This is a genomic window from uncultured Tyzzerella sp., from assembly GCF_963558545.1.
Lineage (GTDB): Bacteria > Bacillota > Clostridia > Lachnospirales > CAG-274 > Tyzzerella.
Map to the genome: position 1 here is coordinate 1 of NZ_CAUWHO010000005.1, position 25444 is coordinate 25444.

At 28.0% G+C, this 25444-nt stretch carries 23 protein-coding genes and 1 riboswitch; of the genes, 3 read left to right on the plus strand and 20 right to left on the minus strand.

Features of this window, described 5'->3' with window-relative positions:
- Positions 1 to 231: 231 nt before the first annotated feature.
- The 8 genes from rpmF to R5Z65_RS00135 all read right to left on the minus strand — a co-directional run bounded on the left by rpmF (position 232) and on the right by R5Z65_RS00135 (position 8154).
- Complete coding sequence (gene rpmF / locus R5Z65_RS00100; protein WP_317366274.1) at positions 232 to 411, minus strand: 50S ribosomal protein L32; 180 nt, start codon at positions 409 to 411, stop codon at positions 232 to 234.
- A 3-nt stretch (positions 412 to 414) separates the two neighbouring features.
- Positions 415 to 912: a DUF177 domain-containing protein gene (locus tag R5Z65_RS00105; RefSeq protein WP_317366275.1), complete on the minus strand. Its 498-nt coding sequence runs from the start codon at positions 910 to 912 to the stop codon at positions 415 to 417.
- Positions 913 to 1011: 99 nt separating this feature from the next.
- A complete protein-coding gene (locus tag R5Z65_RS00110) occupies positions 1012 to 2199 on the minus strand; it encodes an acetate kinase (RefSeq protein WP_317366276.1) in 1188 nt (395 codons plus the stop codon).
- Between the two features lie 30 nt (positions 2200 to 2229).
- Positions 2230 to 3228 (minus strand): phosphate acetyltransferase, encoded by a 999-nt coding sequence (gene pta, locus R5Z65_RS00115; protein ID WP_317366277.1) that lies wholly within the window; start codon positions 3226 to 3228, stop codon positions 2230 to 2232.
- Positions 3229 to 3344: 116 nt separating this feature from the next.
- Positions 3345 to 4337 (minus strand): CheB methylesterase domain-containing protein, encoded by a 993-nt coding sequence (locus tag R5Z65_RS00120; protein WP_317366278.1) that lies wholly within the window; start codon positions 4335 to 4337, stop codon positions 3345 to 3347.
- A gap of 86 nt (positions 4338 to 4423) precedes the next feature.
- On the minus strand, positions 4424 to 4885 hold the full coding sequence (locus R5Z65_RS00125) for a chemotaxis protein CheW (protein WP_317366279.1): 462 nt from the start codon (positions 4883 to 4885) through the stop codon (positions 4424 to 4426).
- A 19-nt stretch (positions 4886 to 4904) separates the two neighbouring features.
- Positions 4905 to 7217 (minus strand): chemotaxis protein CheA, encoded by a 2313-nt coding sequence (locus R5Z65_RS00130; RefSeq protein ID WP_317366281.1) that lies wholly within the window; start codon positions 7215 to 7217, stop codon positions 4905 to 4907.
- A 133-nt stretch (positions 7218 to 7350) separates the two neighbouring features.
- Positions 7351 to 8154 (minus strand): protein-glutamate O-methyltransferase CheR, encoded by an 804-nt coding sequence (locus tag R5Z65_RS00135; RefSeq protein WP_331677985.1) that lies wholly within the window; start codon positions 8152 to 8154, stop codon positions 7351 to 7353.
- Between the two features lie 215 nt (positions 8155 to 8369).
- Here R5Z65_RS00135 and deoD point away from each other — a divergent pair, with 215 nt between their 5' ends.
- A complete protein-coding gene (deoD, locus tag R5Z65_RS00140) occupies positions 8370 to 9074 on the plus strand; it encodes a purine-nucleoside phosphorylase (RefSeq protein ID WP_317366284.1) in 705 nt (234 codons plus the stop codon).
- A 180-nt stretch (positions 9075 to 9254) separates the two neighbouring features.
- Here deoD and R5Z65_RS00145 read toward each other — a convergent pair whose 3' ends face one another.
- Positions 9255 to 10589: a copper amine oxidase N-terminal domain-containing protein gene (locus R5Z65_RS00145; protein WP_317366285.1), complete on the minus strand. Its 1335-nt coding sequence runs from the start codon at positions 10587 to 10589 to the stop codon at positions 9255 to 9257.
- A gap of 288 nt (positions 10590 to 10877) precedes the next feature.
- Here R5Z65_RS00145 and R5Z65_RS00150 point away from each other — a divergent pair, with 288 nt between their 5' ends.
- Complete coding sequence (locus tag R5Z65_RS00150; protein WP_317366287.1) at positions 10878 to 11402, plus strand: ANTAR domain-containing protein; 525 nt, start codon at positions 10878 to 10880, stop codon at positions 11400 to 11402.
- 32 nt (positions 11403 to 11434) lie between these two features.
- Here R5Z65_RS00150 and R5Z65_RS00155 read toward each other — a convergent pair whose 3' ends face one another.
- The 7 genes from R5Z65_RS00155 to R5Z65_RS00185 form a co-directional block, all read right to left on the minus strand.
- A complete protein-coding gene (locus R5Z65_RS00155; protein WP_317366288.1) occupies positions 11435 to 12514 on the minus strand; it encodes an SH3 domain-containing C40 family peptidase in 1080 nt (359 codons plus the stop codon).
- A 213-nt stretch (positions 12515 to 12727) separates the two neighbouring features.
- The gene (locus tag R5Z65_RS00160) at positions 12728 to 13795 is read right to left on the minus strand and encodes a 3D domain-containing protein (RefSeq protein ID WP_317366289.1); all 1068 of its coding nucleotides are present in this window, start codon (positions 13793 to 13795) and stop codon (positions 12728 to 12730) included.
- Positions 13796 to 13963: 168 nt separating this feature from the next.
- Positions 13964 to 14725 (minus strand): TatD family hydrolase, encoded by a 762-nt coding sequence (locus R5Z65_RS00165; protein WP_317366291.1) that lies wholly within the window; start codon positions 14723 to 14725, stop codon positions 13964 to 13966.
- Positions 14726 to 16693, minus strand: coding sequence for a methionine--tRNA ligase (gene metG / locus R5Z65_RS00170; protein ID WP_317366293.1), 1968 nt, complete (start codon positions 16691 to 16693; stop codon positions 14726 to 14728).
- A gap of 33 nt (positions 16694 to 16726) precedes the next feature.
- Positions 16727 to 17377: a hypothetical protein gene (locus R5Z65_RS00175; protein WP_317366295.1), complete on the minus strand. Its 651-nt coding sequence runs from the start codon at positions 17375 to 17377 to the stop codon at positions 16727 to 16729.
- Positions 17378 to 17514: 137 nt separating this feature from the next.
- Complete coding sequence (locus R5Z65_RS00180; protein ID WP_317366296.1) at positions 17515 to 18183, minus strand: hypothetical protein; 669 nt, start codon at positions 18181 to 18183, stop codon at positions 17515 to 17517.
- Between the two features lie 55 nt (positions 18184 to 18238).
- Positions 18239 to 19012, minus strand: a complete 774-nt coding sequence (locus R5Z65_RS00185) for a L,D-transpeptidase (RefSeq protein ID WP_317366297.1) — start codon at positions 19010 to 19012, stop codon at positions 18239 to 18241.
- A gap of 179 nt (positions 19013 to 19191) precedes the next feature.
- Between R5Z65_RS00185 and R5Z65_RS00190 the strand changes: the two genes are divergently transcribed.
- The gene (locus tag R5Z65_RS00190) at positions 19192 to 19680 is read left to right on the plus strand and encodes a hypothetical protein (protein WP_317366299.1); all 489 of its coding nucleotides are present in this window, start codon (positions 19192 to 19194) and stop codon (positions 19678 to 19680) included.
- A gap of 54 nt (positions 19681 to 19734) precedes the next feature.
- Here the strand turns inward: R5Z65_RS00190 and R5Z65_RS00195 are convergent, their stop codons facing one another.
- The 4 genes from R5Z65_RS00195 to R5Z65_RS00210 form a co-directional block, all read right to left on the minus strand.
- Positions 19735 to 21036, minus strand: coding sequence for a M18 family aminopeptidase (locus tag R5Z65_RS00195; protein ID WP_317366300.1), 1302 nt, complete (start codon positions 21034 to 21036; stop codon positions 19735 to 19737).
- 217 nt (positions 21037 to 21253) lie between these two features.
- On the minus strand, positions 21254 to 22453 hold the full coding sequence (locus tag R5Z65_RS00200) for a trypsin-like peptidase domain-containing protein (RefSeq protein ID WP_317366301.1): 1200 nt from the start codon (positions 22451 to 22453) through the stop codon (positions 21254 to 21256).
- A 134-nt stretch (positions 22454 to 22587) separates the two neighbouring features.
- Entirely contained in the window at positions 22588 to 23946 is a 1359-nt protein-coding gene (locus R5Z65_RS00205) for a trypsin-like peptidase domain-containing protein (protein WP_317366302.1), read from the minus strand.
- A gap of 427 nt (positions 23947 to 24373) precedes the next feature.
- Positions 24374 to 24457, minus strand: a riboswitch (cyclic di-GMP riboswitch).
- Positions 24458 to 24585: 128 nt separating this feature from the next.
- Positions 24586 to 25422, minus strand: coding sequence for a MetQ/NlpA family ABC transporter substrate-binding protein (locus R5Z65_RS00210; RefSeq protein ID WP_317366304.1), 837 nt, complete (start codon positions 25420 to 25422; stop codon positions 24586 to 24588).
- Between the last annotated feature and the right edge of the window lie 22 nt (positions 25423 to 25444).

Genomic DNA, 25444 nt, shown 5'->3' on the forward strand with positions numbered 1-25444 from the left:
ATACAAACACCCGTATATAATTTTTACTTTAAAAATATAAGTCATATCTTAATTGTTTTAATCAATTTTTTGAATTCTTTGTATTCAAAAACAGATATTCCTATATATTTTTATTCCCAAAAATTAATACAAACACCCGTATATAATTTTTACTCTAAAAATATAAGTCATATCTTAATTGTTTTAATAAAAAATGCCTACTAAAATACTTAGTAGACATTTTTATTAATATTAAGCTTCAATAATAGTTCTTTTATTATAAGAGCCACAAGATTTACATACTCTATGACGTAACATTAACTCTCCACATTTATCACATTTAACTAATGTAGGGCTAGAAATTTTCCAGCTTTGAGCTCTTCTTTTATCTCTTTTAGATTTAGACATTTTCCCTTTAGGACAAATAGACATAGTTTATACCTCCTTATTTTTAAAAAGATGTAGAATTTTTTCAAATCTAGGGTCAATATAGTCCCTATCGCAACCACAGTCGCCATCATTAAGGTTATGCCCACATATATGACATAGCCCTTTACAGTTCTCAGAACATAGAGCTTTCATAGGTAAATTAAGCAAAAGATTTGTTTTTATAGGTTCTTCTAAATTTATAATGTTATCTTTACTAGAAAACAACCAAATTTCTTCATCGTCTGTTACCTCTTTAGAAAAAACCTCCACCATATCAAAAGCTATTTCTTTATTAAATTCTTTAAGACAAGAATTACAATCAAAGCCAACCTTTGCTATAATGTTACCCTCAAATGTATACTTACCATAAGAATTAGTAATAGTACCTCTACCTTTTATATGTGCATCTTGGTGATAGACTAAAGACTTAGGCAAAGTAATATTACCATCAAATTTAATCTCTTTACTAAACCCACTGTTAAGGCTATCAACATTAATATTCATAAAAACACTCCTGTTCCGTACGAACAAATTATTAATTTTTAAGCATAAACCCCTTAAAAATATTCATAAAACACAACCTATATTATAAAGCTTTCTTAACTATTTGTCAAGAAGTTCTTTTGTATCTCTTGCAATAACAAGTTCTTCATTTGTTGGTATAACTAATACTTTAATTTTTGAGCTAGGTACAGATATAACTACCTCTTCGCCTCTTTTAGAGTTTTGCTCTTCGTCAAGCTCTATACCAAGCCAAGATAAATAGCTACAAATTTCTTTTCTACTGTTTTTACTATTTTCACCAAGACCAGCAGTAAATACTATTGCATCTACTCCATTTAATGTAGATGTATATTCACCTATATATTTAGCTACTTTATAATGGAATGTATCTAAAGCTATTTGTGCTCTTTTATTACCTTCTTGTGCTGCTCCTTCAATATCTCTAAAGTCACTAGATACACCAGATAAACCAAGAACACCAGATTTTTTGTTCATAAGGTCATCTACTTGTTTGTTATTTAAATTTTCTTTTTCCATAATAAAAGATACAACAGCAGGGTCTATATCTCCACATCTAGTACCCATAACAAGACCTTCTAAAGGTGTAAATCCCATACTTGTATCCATACATTTACCACCATTAATAGCTGCAACACTACCACCATTACCTAAGTGACAAGTAATTATTTTAAGGTCTTTTATATCTTTTCCTAAAACACTTGCTGCTCTTTCAGAAACATATTTATGGCTTGTACCGTGAAAACCGTATCTACGTATTTTATATTTTTCATATAATTCATAAGGAATACCATAAAGGTAAGCTTTTTCTGGCATTGTTTGATGGAAAGCTGTATCAAATACAGCAACTTGAGCTACACCAGGAATTAAACTTTCACAAGCCCTAATACCCATAAGGTTAGCTGGATTATGAAGAGGCGCTAAGTCTATACAGTCTTCAATAGCTTTTATAACTTCGTCTGTTATAATAACAGATTTTGCAAAATGCTCTCCACCGTGTACAACACGATGTCCAACAGCATTTATTTCTTTTATATCTGATATAACACCATATTTTTCATTTAATAAAGCATCTATAACCATTTTTATAGCATCTTCGTGGTTTTTCATTTCTTGTTCCACTTCATAAACTTCTTTACCTTTATGTTTAAGTCTACCATCAATACCTATTCTTTCACATAAGCCAGAAGCTAAAGGATTTTCTGTAGACATATCTATTAATTGGTATTTTAAAGAAGAGCTACCACAATTTAATACTAAAACTTTCATTTTTATACCTCCAAATTTTTATATACTATGTTATTGTTGTTTTTGTGCTTGAACAGCTGTAAGGGCAACTACCCCTATTATGTCTTTAGCACTACACCCTCTTGATAAATCATTTACAGGTTTTGCAAGCCCTTGAGTAATAGGCCCATAAGCATCTGCTTTTGCAAATCTTTGAACTAATTTATATCCTATATTACCTGCATCTAAATCTGGGAATATAAGTACATTAGCAGTACCTGCAACTTTGCTATCTGGTGCTTTAGTTTTTGCAATTTCTGGAACTATTGCTGCGTCTAATTGGAACTCTCCATCTACAATAAGGTCTGGGTGTTCTTCTTTTATAATTTCTAACGCTTTTAACACTTTATCTACATCAGGGTGGCTTGCACTACCTTTTGTTGAATGTGAAAGGAGAGCAACTCTTGGCTCTTTACCTGTAAAACTTTTAAAAGATTCTGCTGAGCTTTTAGCAATAGCAGAAAGCTCTTCACTTGTAGGGTTTTGGCATAATCCACAGTCACCAAATACAAACACACCGTCTTCACCATATTCACAGTTAGGCACTATCATTAAAAAGAATGCTGATACTGTTTTAACTCTAGGTGCTGTTTTTATAATTTGAAGTGATGGTCTTAAAACATTTGCAGTAGAATTTATAGCACCAGCTACCATACCGTCTGCTATATCACATTTTACTAATAAAACACCAAAATAAAGTGGGTCTTTTAATAAAATTTCTTTTGCTTTATTTTCGTCAACACCTTTAGATTTTCTAAGTTCTACAAATTTATCTATCAAAACATCAATTTTTTCATAATTATTTGGGTCAATAATAGTAGCACCAGAGATGTCTAAGCTACCAGCTTTAGCTAATATTTCTTCTTTGTTACCTACTAATATAATATTAGCCAACCCTTCTTTTATAATCTCTTGAGTGGCTTCTAAAGTCCTCATTTCTAAAGATTCAGGTAAAACAATAGTTTTTTTATCTGCTTTAGCAGCTTTTTTTAATTCTTCTAAAAAGTTCATTTTTATCCTCCTTCTCAAGAAAATGTAAAGTTTATACTCTACTTATATGATATATTTTCCTTCAAATATATTATAATCATTTTTACTTATACATACAATATAAATTTTAAAAATTTTTAAATATTATCCATTATTATTTTAGGTATATCTAATAAAGGTGCTTCAACATCTATTGCCTCTAGCTCTTTGGCAGCCTTTGGCATACCATAAACTACACAGCTATCTTTATCTTGCCCTATAGTAAATCCACCTTTATTTTTTATTTTTAATATACCTAAAGCTCCGTCACTTCCCATACCTGTTAATATAACAGATACAACCCTAGGTGCAACATTTTTTGCAATACTTTCAAACATTACATCAACAGACGGCATATGTCCATTTACCTTTACTTCCTCTTTACAAGATATATAAAACTCGTTTTTATTTTTCAAAATTCTCATATGGTAACCACCAGGTGCTATATAAACAATACCATATTTTAAGATATCTCCATCTTCTGCTTCTTTAACATGCATTTTACAAATTTCATTTAGCCTATTTGCATACATTCTAGTAAAGCCAGGTGGCATATGTATAACTATAACTATTGGGGGTGTATTTTCATCTAAATTTGTTAATATAGATTGTACTGCTTCTGTTCCCCCTGTTGATGCACCTATAGCTATTATTTTATTAAATTCTCTCTCTCTTTTTCCGTTTTCTTTTTTACAATTTATTAAATTAGAAATTTCTGTTATATGGTTTATTTTAGTTATTAAACTTTTTATAAATACTTTATATTCTGTACTTGTAGGTATTTGCTTTAATATAACATTCTCTATAGCACCTTTTGTCATAGCAAAAAAATTTACATTGCTATTCTCTCCAACACAAACCCAGTTTAACTTAGATTTATAAAAAAATTCAATTATATCGTTAGAATGTTCCTTGTTTTTTAAAGGTATCTGAACAACAAAAATCTCTCCCTTTTTGCTTTTATATCCTCTAATTTCATTTAAGTTGCTTATACATTTTTGGACTTTTACATTATAAGATTCCAAACTTTTTTTTGTAACACTTAAAAATTGGGCTGATTCTGAAAATAAAACTATACTAAGTTCTTCCAAAAATATCACCTCATTAAGTAATTATAAATATAATAAGCTCTGACAAAGCGTAAAATATACCCACTTTATCAGAACTTATATTTTGTCTAACAGTATAAAAATTTGTCAATGTCTAATAAAAGTTGTACCTCATCGTTCATTTTACCAATAGCTTTTATAAACTGATTCTGATATTTTAATTTTGCATTTGGTGGAGAAGATATAAATCTTCTAGGAATGTATAATACCTCATTTACAGTATCTACAATAATCCCTATTTGGTTGTCATCATATTCTATAATTATAATGCAAGTAAATTCGTCATAAGGTCTTTCTTCTTTATTAAATCTTATCCTAACATCTATAACTGGTATAATAGAACCTCTAAGATTTATAATACCTTTAATTGCTTCTGGATTTTCTGGCATCCAAGTTATAGCAGGTACTGGTATTATTTCTATAACGTGGCTTATATCAATACCAAAAATTTCATCTTCTATAATAAAAGTCAAATACTTATTTTTAGTAGTATCATTTTCTGCTTCATTTTGATACATTTCATTTTCCATTTTTTATCCCCCCTATATTTTAGTTGTCATAAAATCCTGCTACATCTACTATTAAGGAAATATCTCCATTTCCAAGAAGAGTACAGCCACTTATGCCTTTTACTTTTTTAATATATTTAGGTATACTTTTTACAACAACTTGTTGCTCTCCTATAAGCTCATCAACAAATAAACATACTGTTCTACCTTCCATTTCTAGCCTAATAACAACACCTTCTTCAATATCTTTAACCTCTGTTGGTGCATTAAAGAAGTCGTATAATCTTACTAAATTAAATACATCATCTCTAAGTGTTATCATTTCATTTCCATCTGGGTCTAAAAAGATGTTTTCTTTTTTAATTTTAAATGTTTCTTGTATAGCTGCTATAGGTATAGTATATTTAGCACCACCCATACTAATGAGCATACCTTCAATAATAGCAAGAGTTAAAGGTATTTTAAGTATAGTTGTTGTACCATATCCTTGTTCGCTTTCTACAATAATGCTTCCTCCAACTGCCTCTATGTTAGCAGTAACAACGTCCATACCAACTCCACGTCCAGAATAGCTTGTAACAGCCTCTTTTGTAGATAAACCTGCGTGGAATATAAGTTGATATATTTCTCTATCTGTATATTCTTCTTCTGGTTTTTTAAGAATACCTGCCGATTTTGCTTTAGCCATAACCTTTTCTTTGTTAATACCAGCACCATCGTCTTTAACGCTTATAAGTATTTCTCCACCAGAGTTTCTAGCTTCTAGTTTAATTACACCTTTTTCATCTTTACCAGATTTAACCCTTTCTTCTGGAGTTTCTACACCGTGGTCTACAGAGTTTCTTATAATGTGCATAAGAGGGTCTGCTATTTTTTCAATAATGTTTTTATCTACTTCTGTATCTCTACCTTCTATAATAAGCTCAATATTTTTACCAAGAGCTTTACACATATCTCTAACAATTCTTTGCATTTTAAAGAATGTAGCATCTAAAGTTACCATACGCATACTCATAACGCTATCTTGTACATCTTTTATAATTTTTCTAAGCTGTCTGGCAGACTTGTTAAAGTTTTCAAGTTCTAACCCATCAAGGTCTGGATTTTGTGTTGTCATAGCTTCTGATATAACAAGCTCTCCCATAAGGTTTAATAATTGGTCTAATTTACCAATACTAACACTTATCATTTGTTGTGAAGAGCCTTGTTTTTTGTTAGCCTCTTTAGCTTTATCATTATCTTTTTTAGGACTTTCTTTAGGTTTTTCTTTAGGTTCTTCTTTAACTTCTTCTTTAGGTTCTTCTTTAACTTCTTCTTTAATTTCTTCTACTTCTTCAAGATATAAAACCTTTAAAAATACTGTTTGGTTAAGCATTTCATATACTTCTTCATAATCTTTATTTATAGAGAAATTAATTTTAAAACCTTTATCTCTTATTATATCTATAGAATCTTCAGATACAACATTTTCTGGTTCGTAAGTAATATTATCTGCAATAGCCTCAAGATTATGTACAATTGTATAAGAACGTACATTTTCCATTTCACAACCTTCGGCAAAGTATATAGTTGCTTTATATGTTTTTAATACATATGGTTTAAGCTCAAAGCTTTTTAAATATATTGTAGAATTTATAGCTTCGTGTATTTGCTCATAATCTATATCTGTATCTATAACAAATTTAAATCCGTCTTTTTTAATTATTTCTTCAGATTTTTCGTCTGTAACATCTTTAGGGATAGTGTGTATTATTTCTCCAAAATCTTTTAAATTGTTTATAACATTAAAAGACCTAATATTTTCCATACCACTTTCATCTTCAAAATATAAGTGGCATTCAAATTTATTTGCAAAATTTGATTCACTTACAGTATTATTACTATTTTTACTCTCTACCTTTTCTTTATCTACTTTTGTATTTCCTTGTTTATTATTATCCTCTGCTACTTCTTCCCCTTTTAATACCCTTAAAAATTCTTTTATTCTTTTAATAACTTCTGTTGGGTCAGAATCTGCCTCTCCACCTTCTGCTATTTTGGCAAGTTCATTTTTTATAAAATCCATACCTTCAAGCACTAAATCTGTAAGAGTAGAATAGTCTACTTCAGATGGGTTTTCTTCTCTTAAAAAGAAGAATAAATCTTCTATGGCGTGTGCTGTTTTAGAAACATTGTCATAAAGCATCATAGCTGCAGAGCCTTTAACTGTATGCATTATTCTAAATATTTCATTAATATTGTCCATAGAATATCCATCTTCACATTCTATTATTAATTGCTCCAACTGGTCTAAAAGTTGGTTCATTTCAAATATAAACATATCTAGCATAGATTCTCTAGAAAAATCTGCCATGTTTTATCAATCCCTTCTATTCTTAAAGTAAGTTTTTATTTTTAATAATATTTGATACTATAAAAATTTAAAATAATTAAACTCCCCTATTTTATAATTATATCAAATTTCTACAAAAAATCAAATTATATGTTTATTTTTTTCTATACACTGCAGGCATAATATATTCGTAATCTGTTTCTATATTATTTAATGTTTCAGAATGCCCTATAAAAAGATAAGCCCCCTTTTCAGATGCATCATAAAACTTTTTAATAAGTTTTGTTCTTACATCATCATCAAAATATATCATAACATTTCTACAAAATATTACCTGAAATTTTTTCTTAAAAGGAAATTTAGGTTCCATTAGGTTAAATTTCCTATAAGTTATTTTATCTTTTATACTGTCTACAACTTGTACTTGAGTATTAGTTATAGATTTAAAATAGTTATTTTTCCAGTCTTCACTTAAAGGTTTTATTTGCTCTTTTGTATATACTCCCTTTATAGCCTTTGTTAAAATTGATGTAGATATATCTGTAGCCAGAAGCTCTGTATCCCAGTTACCTTTACCCTTAAAATAATCTGTAAGTATCATTTCTAATGTATAAGACTCTTCTCCAGAAGAACAACCAGCACACCATATTCTAACATCTTTATTTATAGTGGTAGATTCTATATATGGTAAAACAGTTGTTTTTAGATATTCAAAATGGTCTATCTCTCTCATAAAAAATGTATGGTTAGTTGTCATCTTATCTATAAATGTAATAGATGCTGTACCTGTTTTATCGTTAACTAAGTAGTCGTAATAATCTGTAAATGTTTTTATCCCCCGTTTGTCTAATATACTTTTCAATCTAGAATATACTAGTGACTTTTTGTCTCCTGTTAAATTAATACCGTAATTATCCCTCATATAATTACTAATAATCGAAAACTCATTATCAGTCATTTCTTTCAATTAATATCACCCAATTCTCTTTTATTTATAGTCATTATATTAATTATACATAAAATTAATAAATATGTCGATAGTTATCTTTAATATTTTGAAATTTTTATCTAAGATATTTATTTTATTATAACCTAATTGAAAAAATGCTTTTTTTATTATATAATAATTTTATCAATACATTTTTATTTATAATTTTATAAGGAGATGATTTTATGAAAAATACCCCTCATATAAACCAAACTGCTGAAATTGCAGAAACTATTTTATTACCAGGAGACCCTTTAAGAGCAAAATTTATAGCAGAAAATTTTTTAGAAAACCCTGTACAATTTAATGCAGTAAGAGGTGCTTTAGGATATACTGGCACATATAATGGTAAAAAAATATCTGTTATGGGTACTGGTATGGGTATGCCTAGCATTGGCATATATTCTTATGAGCTTATAAAAACATTTGGTGTTAAAAATCTTATAAGAATAGGCTCTTGTGGTGCTCTTAGTAAAGATTTATCTTTATATGATATAGTTTTTGGTATGTCTGCATCAACTGATTCAAACTTTGCAAACCAATACCAACTACCAGGTACATTTGCCCCTACTTGTAGCTATCCACTTTTAGAAAAAGCAAAAAATATAGCAGATAGCAAAAATATTCCCGTACATATTGGAAATATTTTATCTAGTGATATTTTTTATTCAGAATTTAAAGATGCTAATAATCTATGGGCTAAAATGGGAGTATTAGCAGTAGAAATGGAAGCCGCTGCCTTATATATGAATGCTGCAAGACTTGGTGCTAATGCTCTTTGTATACTAACAGTTAGCGACCATATAATGACTGGAGAGGAAATTTCTGCAGAAAAACGTGAAAAAACATTTACAAAAATGATGGAAATAGCTTTATCTATGGCAGAATAATATATTATTTTACAAAAAAAGGCAAGATAACCTTGCCTTTTTTATTTTTATTATTTATATCAATTAAGATATTACTTATATTTTTAAAGAAAAATTATATACGGGGTTTTGTATTAATTTTTACAAATAAAAATATGTAGGAATATCTGTTTTTGAATACAAGGTATTCAAAAAATTGATTTATGTAGTAACTTCTGCACTAACTTCTTGTAATACTTTATCAAAATCTTCATATTTACTCAAATCTTCATCACTAGTATCAACAACTGTAGTACCAATATTACTATATTTCATATCAATATCTATATTAAATTCTAAATTGATACCTTCTGCATCTAATTTCATATCCATAATAACTTTATATGATATAGGTTGATTTTTACTATCTAAATCAATAGTAATATTAGTATTTTTAACTTCTAAACTTTTTAAAATTTCCAAATCTTCTTCATCAAAATCTAATTCTTTTGAGAATTGTTTAAAAATATCCATAACTTTAGACATATCTAAATCAAATATATATCTTTTGTTTCCATTTCCTAAATCTTTATAGCTACCACCTAAAACAATATGCTTTACTAAAATATCATTTGGATTTAAAGGATTATACATTTCCATAGCATCTTGTAATCCTAAACCAATTTTATACTTAATACCATCTTGGTCTACATACATTTTGCCATCTTTATAGAATATCTTTTGATTTATAGTTTCTTTTTCACCCATTATTTCCATATTAAATTTTTGTTCTAAATACATATTAAGATTTTCTTTTAAATCAAATTTTGTTGTGCCTGTTAAATCCATTTTAGTTTTTAAGCTTGTATCATTATAAGACATTAATAAATCAACCTTACCACTTGTAGTAGCCGTATAATTTTTAATATTTTCTAGTGCTTTATTAACTTGATTATATGCTTCTATAGTTTTGTCTTTATCTAACTTAACTAATCCTTCTTCTGTTTGCTCTTGTCCGTTAGAGCCACCCTCTGTTTTAATATGTATTTGTCCATTTGAAGAGTTGTATTCTATATTATATCCAAGGCTTTCAGATATAAAACGTACAGGTAAATATGTCTTATCTTTAATAACTATTGTACCAACTTTATCATTTTCTTTATCAATAGGTACAATTTTACCATTTACAACAGCTTTATTTTCATTTACTGGTAATTGAATTTTACTACCTTTTAAGCTATGTATAGCAACTATTTTTTCTTCTTTTTTATAGAATACATCTAAATCTAAAGCATCACTTAACTCTCTAACAGGTAAAAATATCCTATCTTGGTAAACTATAATACCTTCTTTAAGTTCTATTTGCTCATCATCTACAAAAACTTTTTTGTTTTTGTCTGGTAATACTTCTGTTGGAGATTTTATTCTATTCTTTTTAGAATTTTTAATTTCCATAGATTGTGAAATTTCTATTGTCTCTGTCTGGTTAGCAAATGTACTTGTACTACAAGTAAATACAGTTGTAGCTGATAATAATATAGCCATAAATTTTTTCATAATTTACACCTCCAAATATTTTAATAAAATTAATCTATCATATTAAATACTTAAAGTCAATATAAATTACTTATATTTTGATAAAATACTAAAAATTTTTTTCATTCTTTACATTTAATATGTTATCTGCTAAAATTTGTTTAAAAGGGATAATATAAAACAGACTATCTACAAGATATTATTAAAGTAACTTTTTTCATTTTTTATAAAAAACTTAAGTTCATTTAAATGTTTTTTAGTATTTCTTTTGTAGTAGCATCATTTATATAAAAAATAATTGGAGTTTTTATGTCAAAAAAAAATATTATAATTGCTTTTTCTTCAGATAAAATATGTAATAAAATTAGTTGTATTCTTACAAAAAATGGTATATCATACGACCATATATGTAAAACAGGTGCTAATCTTAGAAAGTGTTGCTCCTATTACGAAAACGGTATTATATTATGTGGAGCAAGTTTTGTAGACGAGCCTACACACAACATAATAGAAGATTTTTATGAAGATTTTATCTTTTTATTATTAGGTAGTGCAGATAAAATAAATATGCACAATGATGAAAAAGTGTATAAAATTTCTACACCTATCAAACAAGAAGATATTATTAGTGGGATAGATATGGCATATTATAAAAGCTACGAAAATATAAAAAATAAAAATTATAAAATTATAGAAAAAGCAAAAAGTTTACTTATGCTATATAATCATTTTACAGAAACAGAAGCACATAAATATATCCAGAAAAAAAGTATGCACACTGGTAGAAAAAATATAGATATAGCTAAACTTATTATAGATAAATATAAAAAGTAGTGTGAATTATCACACTACTTTTTATATTTATCTTATTGTGTCAAAACTCTTCTTGCTCCATAATAAGTTTTTAAACCATAAGCACTATTTAAATTAGATATTATAACTCCTTGGTTTTTACTATCTGTACAATGTATGTATTGATTATTACCTATGTATATACCAACGTGAGATATTTGTGTGTTACCACCTGTGTTAAAAAATACTAAATCACCTGGTAAAAGTTTGCTCTTTTCAACTGGAGTACCATTTAAATATTGGTCCCTAGATACACGATTAAGATTTATACCAAAATTTTTAAATACGGCATATGTAAAGCCAGAGCAATCTGTGCCAACATTAAGGTTTGTACTACCGTATATATAAGGTTTACCTAAATGTGCTTTAGCAAAATTTATAACATTTTCTGCAGTAGCATTTTTACCAACTGTTGGTTGTTGTTCTTTTTTATCTGTTATAGTACCAAACTGAGAACTTATATATCCCAATTTACCATTGTATTTAACTTTTAGCCAACTTCCATCATCTTGTAATAAATCTGCATATGCATTTCTTGGTATAGTACCTAAAACTTCCGATGATGTAGAAGCTTCTGTTCTAAGGTTAACCCCCGTTTCTGCCGTTATTTTAACATATTTACCTGTTGGCTTGTCCTCTTTTTCGGTATTATTTTTTATTTCGTTTTCTTGTGGTTTAGAGTCTATAAGATATATACTTTCTATATAGCTTATCTTTTCATTAAAAAATACTTGATAAAAGTTTCCTTCTTGCTTGCCAAGAACTACAGTAGAACCTGTAGGTATAAAACCTATAATCTTGCTTGTAACCGATGCCCCCTCATATACAGGCACAACATCTGATTTTGTATTATTAATTTTTGCGAATTTCGTTGTAATGTAATCTTCATCTTTAAGAGCTATTGTAAAAACAGATTCTAAGCTTTTCATTTTAGATATAGCCTCTCCATTGTTAGAAGATATAACTGATATGTCACTTTGTTTCACAGTATTTGTACTAGTAGCTGTAACAACATTTGTAGCATAAACAGTAGCATTATTAAATAACAATGCCAATGCTATTACAGAAGTTTTGGTTGCAATTTTTATTTTCAAACCAATATACCTCCTTAGTAAATATTTATAAACATATATTACTAACATATTATACAACAAAATAGGTATTCTTGTCAATTTTAGTTAATATATTTATAAAGTATTAACATTTTTTTATATGTTTTAATATTTTATGTTTAATAATACACAAAAATAAGGATATATTTAATAATATATCCTTATTTTTGTGTATTATTAATTTTTATAAATATATTATTTAGGCAATTTTTCTCCTAATATATATACATTTACATTTCTTACACCATAATTTATAGCGTCCTTATAGTCATCAATAAATACATCTATTTTATTTCCTTTTATAGCTCCGCCTGTATCCCCTGCTATAGCATATCCGTAGCCTTCTATATATAGCTCTGTACCAAAAGGTATTACGCTAGTATCTACTGCTACAACGCCTCTTCTAGCTTTCATACCAGATGCTGTTATACCGTACCCTTTATCCCCTGGTCTTTTACCAGTAGATTCTGGTCCTGCTGTATATGCAGTAGATTTCATATTTATTTTTTTATTGTATACAAAAGTACCTTTTTCTGTTTTTATAGTGTTCTTTTTAGTACCTTTTTCTATAATTTCTGTAATGGGCTCTTTTGTAATTTTTTCTTTTGTAGTTTCTTTAGATTCTAGTTTGTCTTTTTTATATACTTCTTTTATTGTTATTTCTTTTATTCCGTTTTGCCCTTTTACTTTTATATTAACTTTACCTTCTGGTAAATTAGGATTTTCTACTGTTTTTGTTTGAAAAGGTATTTCTTCTTTTATAGTTTTTATTTCTTCTTTAAAAGAAGAAACTTTTATAACCATATTATTTTCAATTTTAGCAGCAGAGCTTTGCCCTTCTTCTAAATAAACTTTATTACCTGTTTCTTTTTCAAACTCTTTTAAAACTATACCAATTACTCTATTATTTGTAATAAATGGTACTTCTTTTTTATTATCTATAACTATTTTTACCGTTTCAGCTCGGTTAATATTTACAGTTATATCTTTGTCTATCACTGTACTAAGATTAGTATCTATAATATCTTTTTTAAATAATTGTATGTTTTCTTTTTCAAAAAATTCGGAAAGTTTCATACCCATAGTGTTATAAAAATGCCATTTACCATCTATAACTACTCTCACTTGGTAAAACCCCTCTGCAAAAGCAGTAAGTGTTCCACAAAAAGTAGATAAGGATAACACAAGGCTTACAAATATATGAATTCTTTTTATTTTAGCTCTAGTAATCTTAAAAAAATTGTTACATAAATTTTTATACATTAATATTTCCTCCTGTGCAGGTTTAAATGGTATTTTTTATAATATTAACATTTATTAAAATTTTAAACCTGTTTATTAAGATTTATTAATACAAGTGTAATACTTGGTATAACACCTTATGTAATATCTTAACATATTCGTAATATTTATGCAACAATTTTTTACCACTTATTTTATACAAAAAAACTTTTTAGATGTTTCTAATGTTATTTTTTCTATTATTTCTTCTTTAATCTGTTTAATTTCGCTAATTTTCTGTACCACATATTTCAAATTTTGTGAATTATTTCTAGTCCCTCTAACAGGAACAGGAGATAAATATGGAGAGTCTGTTTCTATCAAAATTGCCTCTAAAGGTATATTTTCCACTACATTTAATAACTTATTAGCATTTTTAAATGTTAAAACTCCACCTACTCCTATATAAAATCCCAATTTTATATATTCTAATGCCATTTCCAAACTTCCAGAGTATGCGTGTATTACACCTTTTCTAACCTTACTATCTTTTATTATATCAAAAACTTCTTGGCTAGCCTCTCTAGAATGAATTATTACAGGTTTTGTAACATTTTCGCAAATTTTTAATTGTTTTTTAAAAACTTGTCGTTGTATATCTCTAGGAGAAAAGTCATAATAAAAATCTAACCCTATTTCCCCTAAGGCTACCACCTTTTTGTGTTGTAGCCATTTTTCTAATGTTTTATAATCGTCTTCTTTAACATTTATAGCTTCGTGGGGGTGTATGCCCACACTAGCATATACAAAATCATACTTTTCTGCCATTTTTATACTTCTATGAGAAGATTGCATATCTGCACCTACGTTTACAACATATCCTACATTATGATTTTTTAAGTCTAATAATAGTTCATCTCTATCTTCGTCAAATTTTTTGTCGTCATAATGGGCGTGTGATTCAAAATACATTTATTTTACCTCCGCACCACTTTTAATAATGTTATCACTATCTTCAACAGTTATTATTTTTAAGTTGTTATCATTATCACTAGCAGCTAAAATCATACCTTCAGATATTTCCCCACAAAGCTTAGCAGGTTTTAAGTTGGTAAGAACTACCACTCTTTTTCCTACCATTTCTTCTGGTGTATAATAATTAGCTATACCAGATACAATTTGTATAATTTTATCTCCTATTTTTACTTTAGATTTTAAAAGTTTATTAGCTTTTTTAATTTTTTCACATTCTAAAACTTCACCTATTTTAAAATCCATTTTTAAAAAGTCTTCAAATCCTATTTGTTCTTTTTCTTCTTTTTTACTTTCTTCTTTATTAGATAAGTTGGCTTTAGCTTTTGTAGCCTCTAGCATAGCATCTAGCTCTTCAAGTTCTTTTTCTATATCAATTCTTGGGAAAATAACATTTCCTTTTGTAATAGATAAATCTTTAGGTAGTAATCCAAATGTTTTAGCACTATCCCAAGTTAATAAGTTGTTATCTTTTATAGATAATTGTTCAAATATCATTTTAGATGTACTAGGCATAGCAGGTGTAATAAGTATACCTATTATTCTAAGTGCCTCTGCTAAAGTATACATTACATTGGCAAGTTTATTTTTGTTAGCCTCATCTTTAGCTAATACCCAAGGTGTAGTTTCATCTATATATTTATTAACACGTCTTACTAAGTTCCATATTTCTGATAATGCACTGCTAAATTGCATTTTATCCATATATTGCTCTACTTTTATAATAGTATCATTAGCAAAATCTTTTATATCTTTTTCACTTTCATCATTGCTATCACTAAATACTGGTAGGCTACCGCCAAAATATTTATCTATCATACCTACTGTACGAGATAATAAATTACCTAAATCATTAGCTAAGTCAAAATTTATTCTTTCTATAAGAGATTTATTTGTAAAGTTGCCATCTTGTCCAAATGCAACTTCTCTAAGTAAAAAGTATCTAATAGCATCTACACCATATCTATCTACTAAAACTTTAGGGTCTACTACATTTCCTTTAGATTTACTCATTTTACCACCGTCTATAAGCAACCAACCGTGGCCAAATATTTGTTTAGGCAGTTCCAAATCTAAAGCCATAAGCATAGCAGGCCATATTATAGTATGGAACCTAACTATTTCTTTACCTACTACGTGTATATCGGCAGGCCAATATTTTTTAAAGTCATTATCATTATCTGAGCTATATCCAAGAGCAGAAATATAGTTTGATAATGCATCTATCCATACATATACAACGTGGTCTTTATCAAATTCTACTGGTATGCCCCATTTAAAAGATGTTCTGGAAACACATAAGTCTTCAAGTCCTGGTCTTAAAAAGTTATTTAACATTTCATTTTTTCTAGATGCTGGACTTATAAAATCGTCATTTTCTTCTATATGTTTAATAAGTCTATCTTGATATTTACTAAGCCTAAAGAAATAGCTTTCTTCTTTTACATTATGCACATCTCTTCCACAGTCTGGACATTTACCGTTATTTAGCTGACTTTCTGTAAAAAATGTTTCACAAGGAGTGCAATATAACCCTTCATAGTCGCCTTTATATATATCTCCCTTGTCATATAATGCTTTAAATATTTTTTGTACTGTTTGTATATGATTTTCATCTGTTGTTCTAATATAATAGTCATAATCTATGTTTAAAAGGCTCCATAGCTCTTTTATATGAGCCGTTATATGATCTACATATTCTTTAGGTGATATACCTTTTTGTTTTGCAGACTCTTCTATCTTTTGCCCGTGTTCATCAGAACCTGTTAAAAATTTTACATCATAGCCTCTCATCTTTTTATACCTAGCCATTGTATCTGTTGCAATAGTTGTATAGGAATGTCCTATGTGTAAATAATTATTTGTATAATAAATAGGTGTTGTTATATAAAATTTTTCTTTACTCATTATTAGTCCTCCATTGTATATAATTTATAATTTTTATTTTAAAGTTGCTGTTTGTACCATAGTAGTCATAACTTTTAAAACAGCTTCTTTTTCTTCATCTTTCATATATGTCCCTGTTATGTTTGTAATTCTACCTTCAAAAGAAACACTCATTTGTATTTGCTTTGTTTCTGGCTGGTTTAAAAAGGCCTCTTTACCACCCAGCTCCTCTATATTTTCTTGAGAAAATATGCCATTTTCTAGTCCGTATTTCATATCTTCTTCTGTCATTTTTGTATTAATTTCTAAATAGCTTATTTCTGTATCATTTATTTTTCTAATCTCTGCAACGTTAACTCTTGTTCCGGGTGAACTTTTTTCTAACTGTCGTGGCATTAGTGCAACATAGTCATTTAAGCTTACATTAGTAGATTGTGCTGTTATACCTACTGTAATATTTGTTCCTTCTTGAAAATTTTCATTTTTAGGGGCTAATAATATTTTTATCACCTCTGGATTAAAACTATCTTTTTGCTCCCAATCTTTAGATGGATAGCTAAATGCTACTGTACCATTGTCAACAGTTGTAACATCAAAATCAATATTAATAGCTTCCATAGGTATAGCCTCTATCTTGCCAAAGCAACCCATTAATGAAGATATTATTAATAATGAAAACAAAATTCTTGTTATTTTTTTAATCATATTTATACCTCCTATAATATGTCTATTTTATAGTATTATAAATTATATACTATGTCAACATTTAACAAATATAAATTATCTATTTTAAATATAATATATTATATACTAAAAAGGCTAAAGAAAAACCTTTAACCTTTTTAATACCTTTCATTAAGTGTCATATATTGTATACTATTTATTCTGCTTAGCTTTTTAAGTGCCATTTTATAAAATACACGTGTATCTTGTGGTGGTAAATCATCTATTATTTTGCATAGCTTATCATATCCTTTTATTTCTTCTTCCATAGCTATAAATAATCCTGTTTTTAAAGGTATATTAACATTTATATCTATATTATTTGGCTCAAAACTTTCGTTATTTATCTCTTTATAATAAGATTTTAAGCTGTTACATATTGTTACACATTCATCACATATATTTTTTAACCTATCCCTATATAATGTATTTTCACACTTTTTATACATTCCATCATAAAATCTATTTGCATTTGTTTCGTCTTGTATAAAGTCTTTTATATATTTACACACAACATCATTATTTTTATTTTTTTCTATATTAAATAAAGTATTTTTATTTTTTTCTATATTTTCCTTTATTTCTTCATTTATTTTTTTTAGTTCTTCTTCTGTTAAAGGCTTTAATGTTACATCTGGTGGTATGCTATTTTGTTGGTTATTTTGCATATACTGGTTATTAAACCTACCCATATTATTGTTTTGAAAATTACCAAACATAAAATTGTTATTTCTATTATTAGCATACCTATTTTGCATATTACTTCTATTATTAAAAAATAAAGCCATAGTATACCCCCTAAATATTTCTCCTATATTATATTAAAAATATTTTTATTTGACACTAATTTATATACACAGTAGTCCCTTGTTCTATATTGTCATACACCCATTTTATATCATCTATACTCATACGTACACAACCACTAGAGCATCTTTGCCCTATTGTATTGTCTATAATATTTTTGTTTTTATCCATAGCAACAGAATGATAAAGATAAGAACCATTAAACCTAAGCCAATACATAGCTCCACTACCTAGCCTTTCACTATAAAACCAATTTCCTTTATCACTTATTTTAAATATCCCTCGTGTAGTAGGAGATTCATTTAATCCAGTGGCACAAGGTATAGTTTTTATAATCTTCCAATTTTCACATTTACCTTTAAATATGTATGTAAGTTGCCTGTATATATCTGTAAATATAAGGTATTCTGTTTTGCTATCTAAACCTAAATAGTTGACATATGCCTCTAGCTCTATATCTTTTAAATATTCTTTGCTAGCTAAAGGTGTTTCTGGTATGTATAAATCTTCTCTTTTTACCCAACCTTGTATATTTAATTGTTCATTTTTTACACAATAGATTTTTTTAGTTTTATCTTGTAATATTTCTACATTAGTATCCTTTTTTATAGTTGTTATTACATTTTTAAGCTCTTTATCTAAATATACATTACAGTCTTTACTTATAGTTGCAATAACAGGCGATGGAATTATTTTTTGTTGTATACTATGTATATCTTTAGCTAGTGTAATGTTACTTTTATAATACCAAAAAATAAATATAGCAACTATAATACTTAAAATAAATAATATCTCATAAAATTTTTTCATAATATCCTCCTTTCTATTATGTATTATATATATTAAAAATAGTTCTTTTTATTAATTTAAAATTTAACCTTTGTATGACAATTTTTACATTATAGTTGATAAATATTACATTTCACTTGACAAATACTGACAGTATAGTGTATTATGTGCAAGATATTTTTTATCTAGGAGGATTATATATGAAGAAAAGTTGGGAAGTAAACGTAAATGGTAAAGTTCATAATGTTGAATTTTACATACGTAAATTTAAATATTTTATAAGTATCGATGGAAATGAAACTATGTTAAAATCTAGAAATAAGTTTGTTAATTTAATTGACTACGAATTTAACATTGAAGGTACTGTATGTAATTTAACATTATTAGGTAAAGATACACGCCTTGCCGTTAACGGTATATACCTAGATACAAATGAGCCTTATAAACCTTTTGATAAAGTTCCTGCTTGGGTTAATATTTTATGCATAATAAGTGTATTTGGTGGAGCAATTATGTCTGGTGTAATATCTGTTTTAGTTGCAGTTTTTATGATTCAAGTGTATTTTAGGTTAGCTCTTGAAAAAAAATTTGGAGCTGTTATAGGGGCATTTATAGGATGTACAGCTTTTCAAGTAGCTCTTATGTTCTTCTTGGTATTTTTAAGATTAAAATCTGTAAGTGCTGTATAAAACAATGTATATAATTGTAAAAAGGTTAAGACATATGTCTTAACCTTTTTACAATTATATACAGTAAAATTTAGCAAAAAGTTTATAACAATCATAGGTATCATTTACAGAGCCAAGCTCTCTTATAGAGTGCATACTAAAAATACAAACACCAAAATCTATAACAGTTGTGTTAAATTGGCTTGCTAACATAGACCCTATTGTACTACCTCCTGGTGAATCTGAATGATTAACAAATTTTTGATAAGCTATTCCAGTCTCTTTGCAAAGACCATCAAATATTCCAACACCAACACCTGTTGTGCTATATTTTTGGTTAGAAGAATATTTAATACAAACACCTTTGTTTAAAACAGGTTTGTTAGTTATATCATGTTTATCTGCATAATTTGGGTGTAGACCGTGAGCTAAATCTGCTGATATAATTACCGATTTTTCTGCCATAGAATAAAAGCTTTCTTCATTACCAAATAAGCTTAAACATAATCTTTTTAAAGTATCTCTAAGAAATGCTCCATCTGCACCCTGCCCTGTGTGGCTACCAACTTCCTCATTATCTGCAAGATATAATACTTTTATCCCATTGTAATCATTATTATTAGCATATGTTAAAAATCCTTGTAAAGAATTATATACCATCATTAAATCATCTAAACGGGAACAAGATATAAATTCTTCGTTTACACCTATTAAGCTACCTTTTTCTGCCTCATATAAAAATAATTCATAATCTAATATATCATCTTTATTTACATTTATCTCTTTTGATATAAGCTCGTAAATGTAACCTTTTTCATTAAAATCTTCACCTATTAAAGATAACAGTGGTAACATTTCTTTTTGTTTGGAATATTTATGCCCGTTATTTACTTCCCTATTTAAGTGTATGGCAAGATTAGGTATAATAGCAACGGGGCGCTTAAAATCTATTGTTTTAACTTGTGGATTAAAAATATTTTCTCCTTTTAATATAACACGTCCTGCTATAGATAAAGGTCTATCAAGCCAAGTGCTTACTATCATACCACCATACCCTTCTGTGTTAAGCTTTAAATAACTATCATTTGCTTTTATTTCACAGTTTGGTTTTATAACAAAACTAGGAGAGTCTGTATGAGAACCTATCATTCTAAATCCTGTTTTGTCGGCGTCTTTTCCTATTATAAATGATATTAATGTAGAGCCATTTCTAGTTATATAGTATTTACCACCCTCTTTAACTTCCCATTTATCTATATTATCCAAACATACAAATCCATTTTCTTCTAGTTTATTTTTTGTATTTTCTATCACTAAAAAAGAACAAGGACTGCTTTGTATAAAATGTATCATATCTTTTGCATACTGCTTTTTCATATAAACCCACCTTTTTTTAATTTAATTAATACTTTCATTTTACAATATATTTATTAAGTTGTACATAATTTATTGTGTAATTTTTCCTTTAAAAATATATATGCTAATAACCAAAAAGGAAAGGCACCCTAACGGTGCCTTTCAGAAAAGAGAGAATTTTGAGGTTAGCCCTTTTGGGCTAGGAGAGGAGTATCTATATCAATTAAAAACTTGTAAGCTATTTTGTTGTAGGAAGAAGCTTAACTTTAATATTTGCTAACTTCCCTTCTCTAATAATTTTTAACTTAATGGTGTCCCAAACTTCATACTTTTTAATTTCTTCTACTAATTGAGTAGTACTAAGTATAGGTACATTATTTATACTAGCAATAATATCGTTTTGTTTAAGACCTGCTTTATCTGCAGAACCACCTTCTAAAATTTCTACTATTATAGCTCCACCAGCTATACCATCATATTCTATATTAGAACTTTTTAAATCTGTAACCATTACCCCTAGAGATGTAGGGTTTAAATTACTCATTATATCTTCTATAATAGGCATTGCTGTGGCAGAACTTATAGTGTATCCAACACTTTCAACTGTATTATTAGCAACTTTTGCAATATTTATACCTATAACTTCACCATTTAAGTTAATTAATGCACCACCACTATTACCTGGATTTATAGCAGCAGTAGTTTGTAAAACATTTAATTTTTTATTTTCTGCAATTATGTCTGTAGATATTGAGCTTACTATACCAAAGGTAGATGTTATGCCCTCACCTACAGCATTACCTATAGCAATAGCATAATCTCCAACTATAACATCTGAAGAATCTGCAAACCTTGCTACATAAATATTATCCATATCTTCCTCTGTCAAATTATCACTACTAATAGATAATACTGCCAAATCATTGTTTTCGTCTTTACCCACAATGCTAGCTTGTATAGGCTTATTACCCTCTATAACTACTCCTATTACAGATGCGTTTTGTATAACGTGATAATTAGTTACTATAAAAACATCGGTAGATGTTTTATGGAAGATAATACCAGAGCCAGAGCCTTGATATTGTGTGCTACCGTTAAACCAGTCCACACCGTTATTTAATGTTGTTATGCTTACAACAGATGGTCTAGCACTTTCTATAACAGTCTTAACTAAATCGTTAGATGTTTTTATAATGTTAGGTTCATCTAAAGAAGCATCTATTATGCTATCATTAGCATATTTAGGGATAATTACATCTTTACAATATGTATAAACAAAGCTAATAGCTAAGCCTAATAGTAAAGAGCAAGCAACAGAACCTACATATATAAAAAACTTTTTTAAAAATTTTGAAATATTATTTTGTTCTTTTATTTCTTCTTTATAAAATTTATAAGGTTCATTATTGTTATCCTGTTGGTTATTATGATTATCCATAATGTTTCCTCCCTATGAATATATATTAAATCAAATAAATGAATAAATTATGAATTAAATGTAAACAATTTAAAATATTTTTTTAACATATAGATATTTTTATAATTTTTTAACCAAATATTACCTATTTTTGTCTAAAATGAAGTTTTAGATGGTATTAATACAACTTTTAAAGACATAGGTTTATTTCCTTCTCTAACAACTTCAAAAGATACAGTATCGTTAGGTTTACATTTATTTAATGCAATAGATAAATCATCTACTGTTTCTATTTTTTCACCGTTAAAGCTTGTTATAATATCGCCTTCTTTAATACCAGATTTTTCTGCATTACTACCTTTTTCTACTTCTACAACTATAACTCCATTTACATTTAAGTTATAAATAAGTTTTGCCTTTTCTGTTATAGTTTTTCCCATTATACCAAAATATGGTCTTGCTACATATCCATTATTTATAATTTGGTCTGCTATATCTATTGCTATATTAGATGGTATTGCATATCCTATACCCTCTATGGCAGAGCTAGAAAGCTTAGCTGTATTTATCCCTACAACTTCTCCATCAGAATTCATTAAAGCACCACCACTATTACCTGGGTTTATAGCAGCATCTGTTTGTATAACAGTAAGGTTTTTACCATCTATATTTATTTGCTTATTTTGAGCACTTATCATACCTTGTGTCATTGTTTTTCCCCTACCTAATGCGTTACCTATAGGGAACACAAAATCGCCCACTTCAACTGAATCAGAATCTGCAAATTTTGCTAACCTTACCTCTTTTATGCCAGCATTGTGCATATCTTTTTTACTAACACTAAGCACAGCTAAGTCTGAGCTTGGGTCTGTTCCTACAAGGTTAGCCTCCACTTGTTCCTCTCCTGTAACAGATATAGTTACATAAGATGCTCCTTGTATAACGTGGTTATTTGTTAATATATACACCTTATCCCCATCTATTTTATAAATAATGCCAGAGCCAGAGCCTAAGTCTTTTAGTTCACTATAAAAAAACCCTCCAGATGATTTTGTAGAAATATTTACAACAGAATCTCCAACTTCTTTAAATATAGAAGATGCACTGTTAGATGTAAGTATTACATTGTCCTTTAAGCTAGCTTGTGATAAATCTGATACATTAAATTTAAAATTAGTTTGCTCTCTTTTAGAAATAAAATTTTTAGATACAATAGCACCTGTCCCTATACCTACTCCTAAAAATAAACAACAAGATGCAACTGCTCCAGACTTTAATATAACTTTTGCAGCTTTTCTTCTTCTTTTTTTATTTTCTTGTTTCTTTTGTTCTTTTTCTCTAGCTATTAAAGATTTTATTTGTTCTTTTTTTATTTCATTATAGTAGAGTGTATTTTCTTCAGACGTATGGCTATCATCATTATCCATATCTACAATATTATTCTCTATATTATTATCCATATCTACAATATTATTCTCTATATTATTATCCATATCTTTATTATCTGTACTCATAATTATTACCTCCGGTTGATTAGTTAATCTATACTATAATTATATACATATATTTTGAATAAAATATTAATAATATGTAAACAATTGTAATATTTTTAAAAATACTTATATATATTATTTATAATTTCTATACGTTGAAATAAAGTATCTACCTCTATTATTCTAATACACACAAAAAAAGCTAGGTTAAACCTAGCTTTTTTTCTCCGTTCACATATTCCCTTAAATAATCACATAATAAATTGATAAATTATCTCCCCAATGATAAAATACCAACAATTAATACCTCCCCAAAAGTATTAATTTAAATTATCCCCCACAAAGTAGTTTCCAATTTATATAAAAAAAGCTCTACTTTGGACTACCAAATAGAACTTATAAATATCTAATATTAAAATAAAATATAATTAGAATAACTATAGCTAATTTTGGTAACCCAGCCGTCATATGTAAAACATTTAGACCTGTGGCTTTGCGTCCTTATTTTTCAATAAGTTTGCCTTTTTCAATTTTAAAACTACAATAAGTATGTAACCTTTATTGATTACATACTTATTGTACTACATTATTACATATTAGTCAATATAATTTTTAAATAATTTAACTCAAATATTTATGTATTTTTTTGTTAAATTTTACCTAAAAAGCTGGTACAACTGCACCTTTATATTTTTCTTCTATAAAAGTTTTTATTTCATCACTTGTTAAAGCTTTATATAAAGATTGTATTTCTGGTTTTGTTTCGTTACCCTCTTTAACAACTAAGATATTTGCAAAAGGCGAGTCACTTCCCTCTATAGATATAGCATCTTCCATAGGGTTAAAACCTGCTTCTAAAGCATAATTTGTATTTATTACAGCCATTTTAACATCATCTAATGCTCTTGGCAGTGCAGCTGCGTCCATTTCTATTATTTCAATATTTTTAGGGTTTTCTTCTATATCAAATATAGTAGCTTTATCGCCCACACCCTCTTTTAATTTTATAATACCATTGCTTTCTAAAAGAAGTAATGCTCTTGCACCATTTGTAGCATCGTTAGGTACTGCCAATTTATCTTTATCTGCAATCTCATCTAAAGATTTAATAGATTTAGAATATATACCCATTGGCTCTGTATGCACTGGACCAACAGAAACAAGTTTTTCTTCAGTTTCTTCCATATAGTTATTTAAATAAGATGTATGTTGAAAAAAGTTAGCATCTATTTCATCTGATGTTAGGCTTGGATTTAACACTGTATATTCTGAAAATTCTTTTACATTTAAGGTAATACCTTCTTCTGCTAAATTGTCTACCACTTCATTTAATATTTCTGCGTGGGGTACACTTGTTGCACCTACTGTTATTGTTTTATTGCCTGTGTCCCCTCCATTACTATCTGATGTTTTATTAGAATCTGAGCTACCTCCACAAGCTGTAAGCCCAAAGCAAAGTACTACTGCTAATAAAGATGTTTTTAAAAATTTTTTCATAATATATTGCTCCTTTTTATTT

Coding starts and splice junctions, on each gene's coding strand:
- rpmF (WP_317366274.1), bottom strand. CDS start 411: ATGTCTATTTGTCCTAAAGGGAAAATGTCTAAATCTAAAAGAGATAAA.
- R5Z65_RS00105 (WP_317366275.1), bottom strand. CDS start 912: ATGAATATTAATGTTGATAGCCTTAACAGTGGGTTTAGTAAAGAGATT.
- R5Z65_RS00110 (WP_317366276.1), bottom strand. CDS start 2,199: ATGAAAGTTTTAGTATTAAATTGTGGTAGCTCTTCTTTAAAATACCAA.
- pta (WP_317366277.1), bottom strand. CDS start 3,228: ATGAACTTTTTAGAAGAATTAAAAAAAGCTGCTAAAGCAGATAAAAAA.
- R5Z65_RS00125 (WP_317366279.1), bottom strand. CDS start 4,885: ATGGAAAATGAAATGTATCAAAATGAAGCAGAAAATGATACTACTAAA.
- R5Z65_RS00130 (WP_317366281.1), bottom strand. CDS start 7,217: ATGGCAGATTTTTCTAGAGAATCTATGCTAGATATGTTTATATTTGAA.
- R5Z65_RS00135 (WP_331677985.1), bottom strand. CDS start 8,154: ATGACTGATAATGAGTTTTCGATTATTAGTAATTATATGAGGGATAAT.
- deoD (WP_317366284.1), top strand. CDS start 8,370: ATGAAAAATACCCCTCATATAAACCAAACTGCTGAAATTGCAGAAACT.
- R5Z65_RS00145 (WP_317366285.1), bottom strand. CDS start 10,589: ATGAAAAAATTTATGGCTATATTATTATCAGCTACAACTGTATTTACT.
- R5Z65_RS00150 (WP_317366287.1), top strand. CDS start 10,878: ATGTCAAAAAAAAATATTATAATTGCTTTTTCTTCAGATAAAATATGT.
- R5Z65_RS00160 (WP_317366289.1), bottom strand. CDS start 13,795: ATGTATAAAAATTTATGTAACAATTTTTTTAAGATTACTAGAGCTAAA.
- R5Z65_RS00165 (WP_317366291.1), bottom strand. CDS start 14,725: ATGTATTTTGAATCACACGCCCATTATGACGACAAAAAATTTGACGAA.
- metG (WP_317366293.1), bottom strand. CDS start 16,693: ATGAGTAAAGAAAAATTTTATATAACAACACCTATTTATTATACAAAT.
- R5Z65_RS00175 (WP_317366295.1), bottom strand. CDS start 17,377: ATGATTAAAAAAATAACAAGAATTTTGTTTTCATTATTAATAATATCT.
- R5Z65_RS00180 (WP_317366296.1), bottom strand. CDS start 18,183: ATGGCTTTATTTTTTAATAATAGAAGTAATATGCAAAATAGGTATGCT.
- R5Z65_RS00185 (WP_317366297.1), bottom strand. CDS start 19,012: ATGAAAAAATTTTATGAGATATTATTTATTTTAAGTATTATAGTTGCT.
- R5Z65_RS00190 (WP_317366299.1), top strand. CDS start 19,192: ATGAAGAAAAGTTGGGAAGTAAACGTAAATGGTAAAGTTCATAATGTT.
- R5Z65_RS00195 (WP_317366300.1), bottom strand. CDS start 21,036: ATGAAAAAGCAGTATGCAAAAGATATGATACATTTTATACAAAGCAGT.
- R5Z65_RS00200 (WP_317366301.1), bottom strand. CDS start 22,453: ATGGATAATCATAATAACCAACAGGATAACAATAATGAACCTTATAAA.
- R5Z65_RS00205 (WP_317366302.1), bottom strand. CDS start 23,946: ATGAGTACAGATAATAAAGATATGGATAATAATATAGAGAATAATATT.
- R5Z65_RS00210 (WP_317366304.1), bottom strand. CDS start 25,422: ATGAAAAAATTTTTAAAAACATCTTTATTAGCAGTAGTACTTTGCTTT.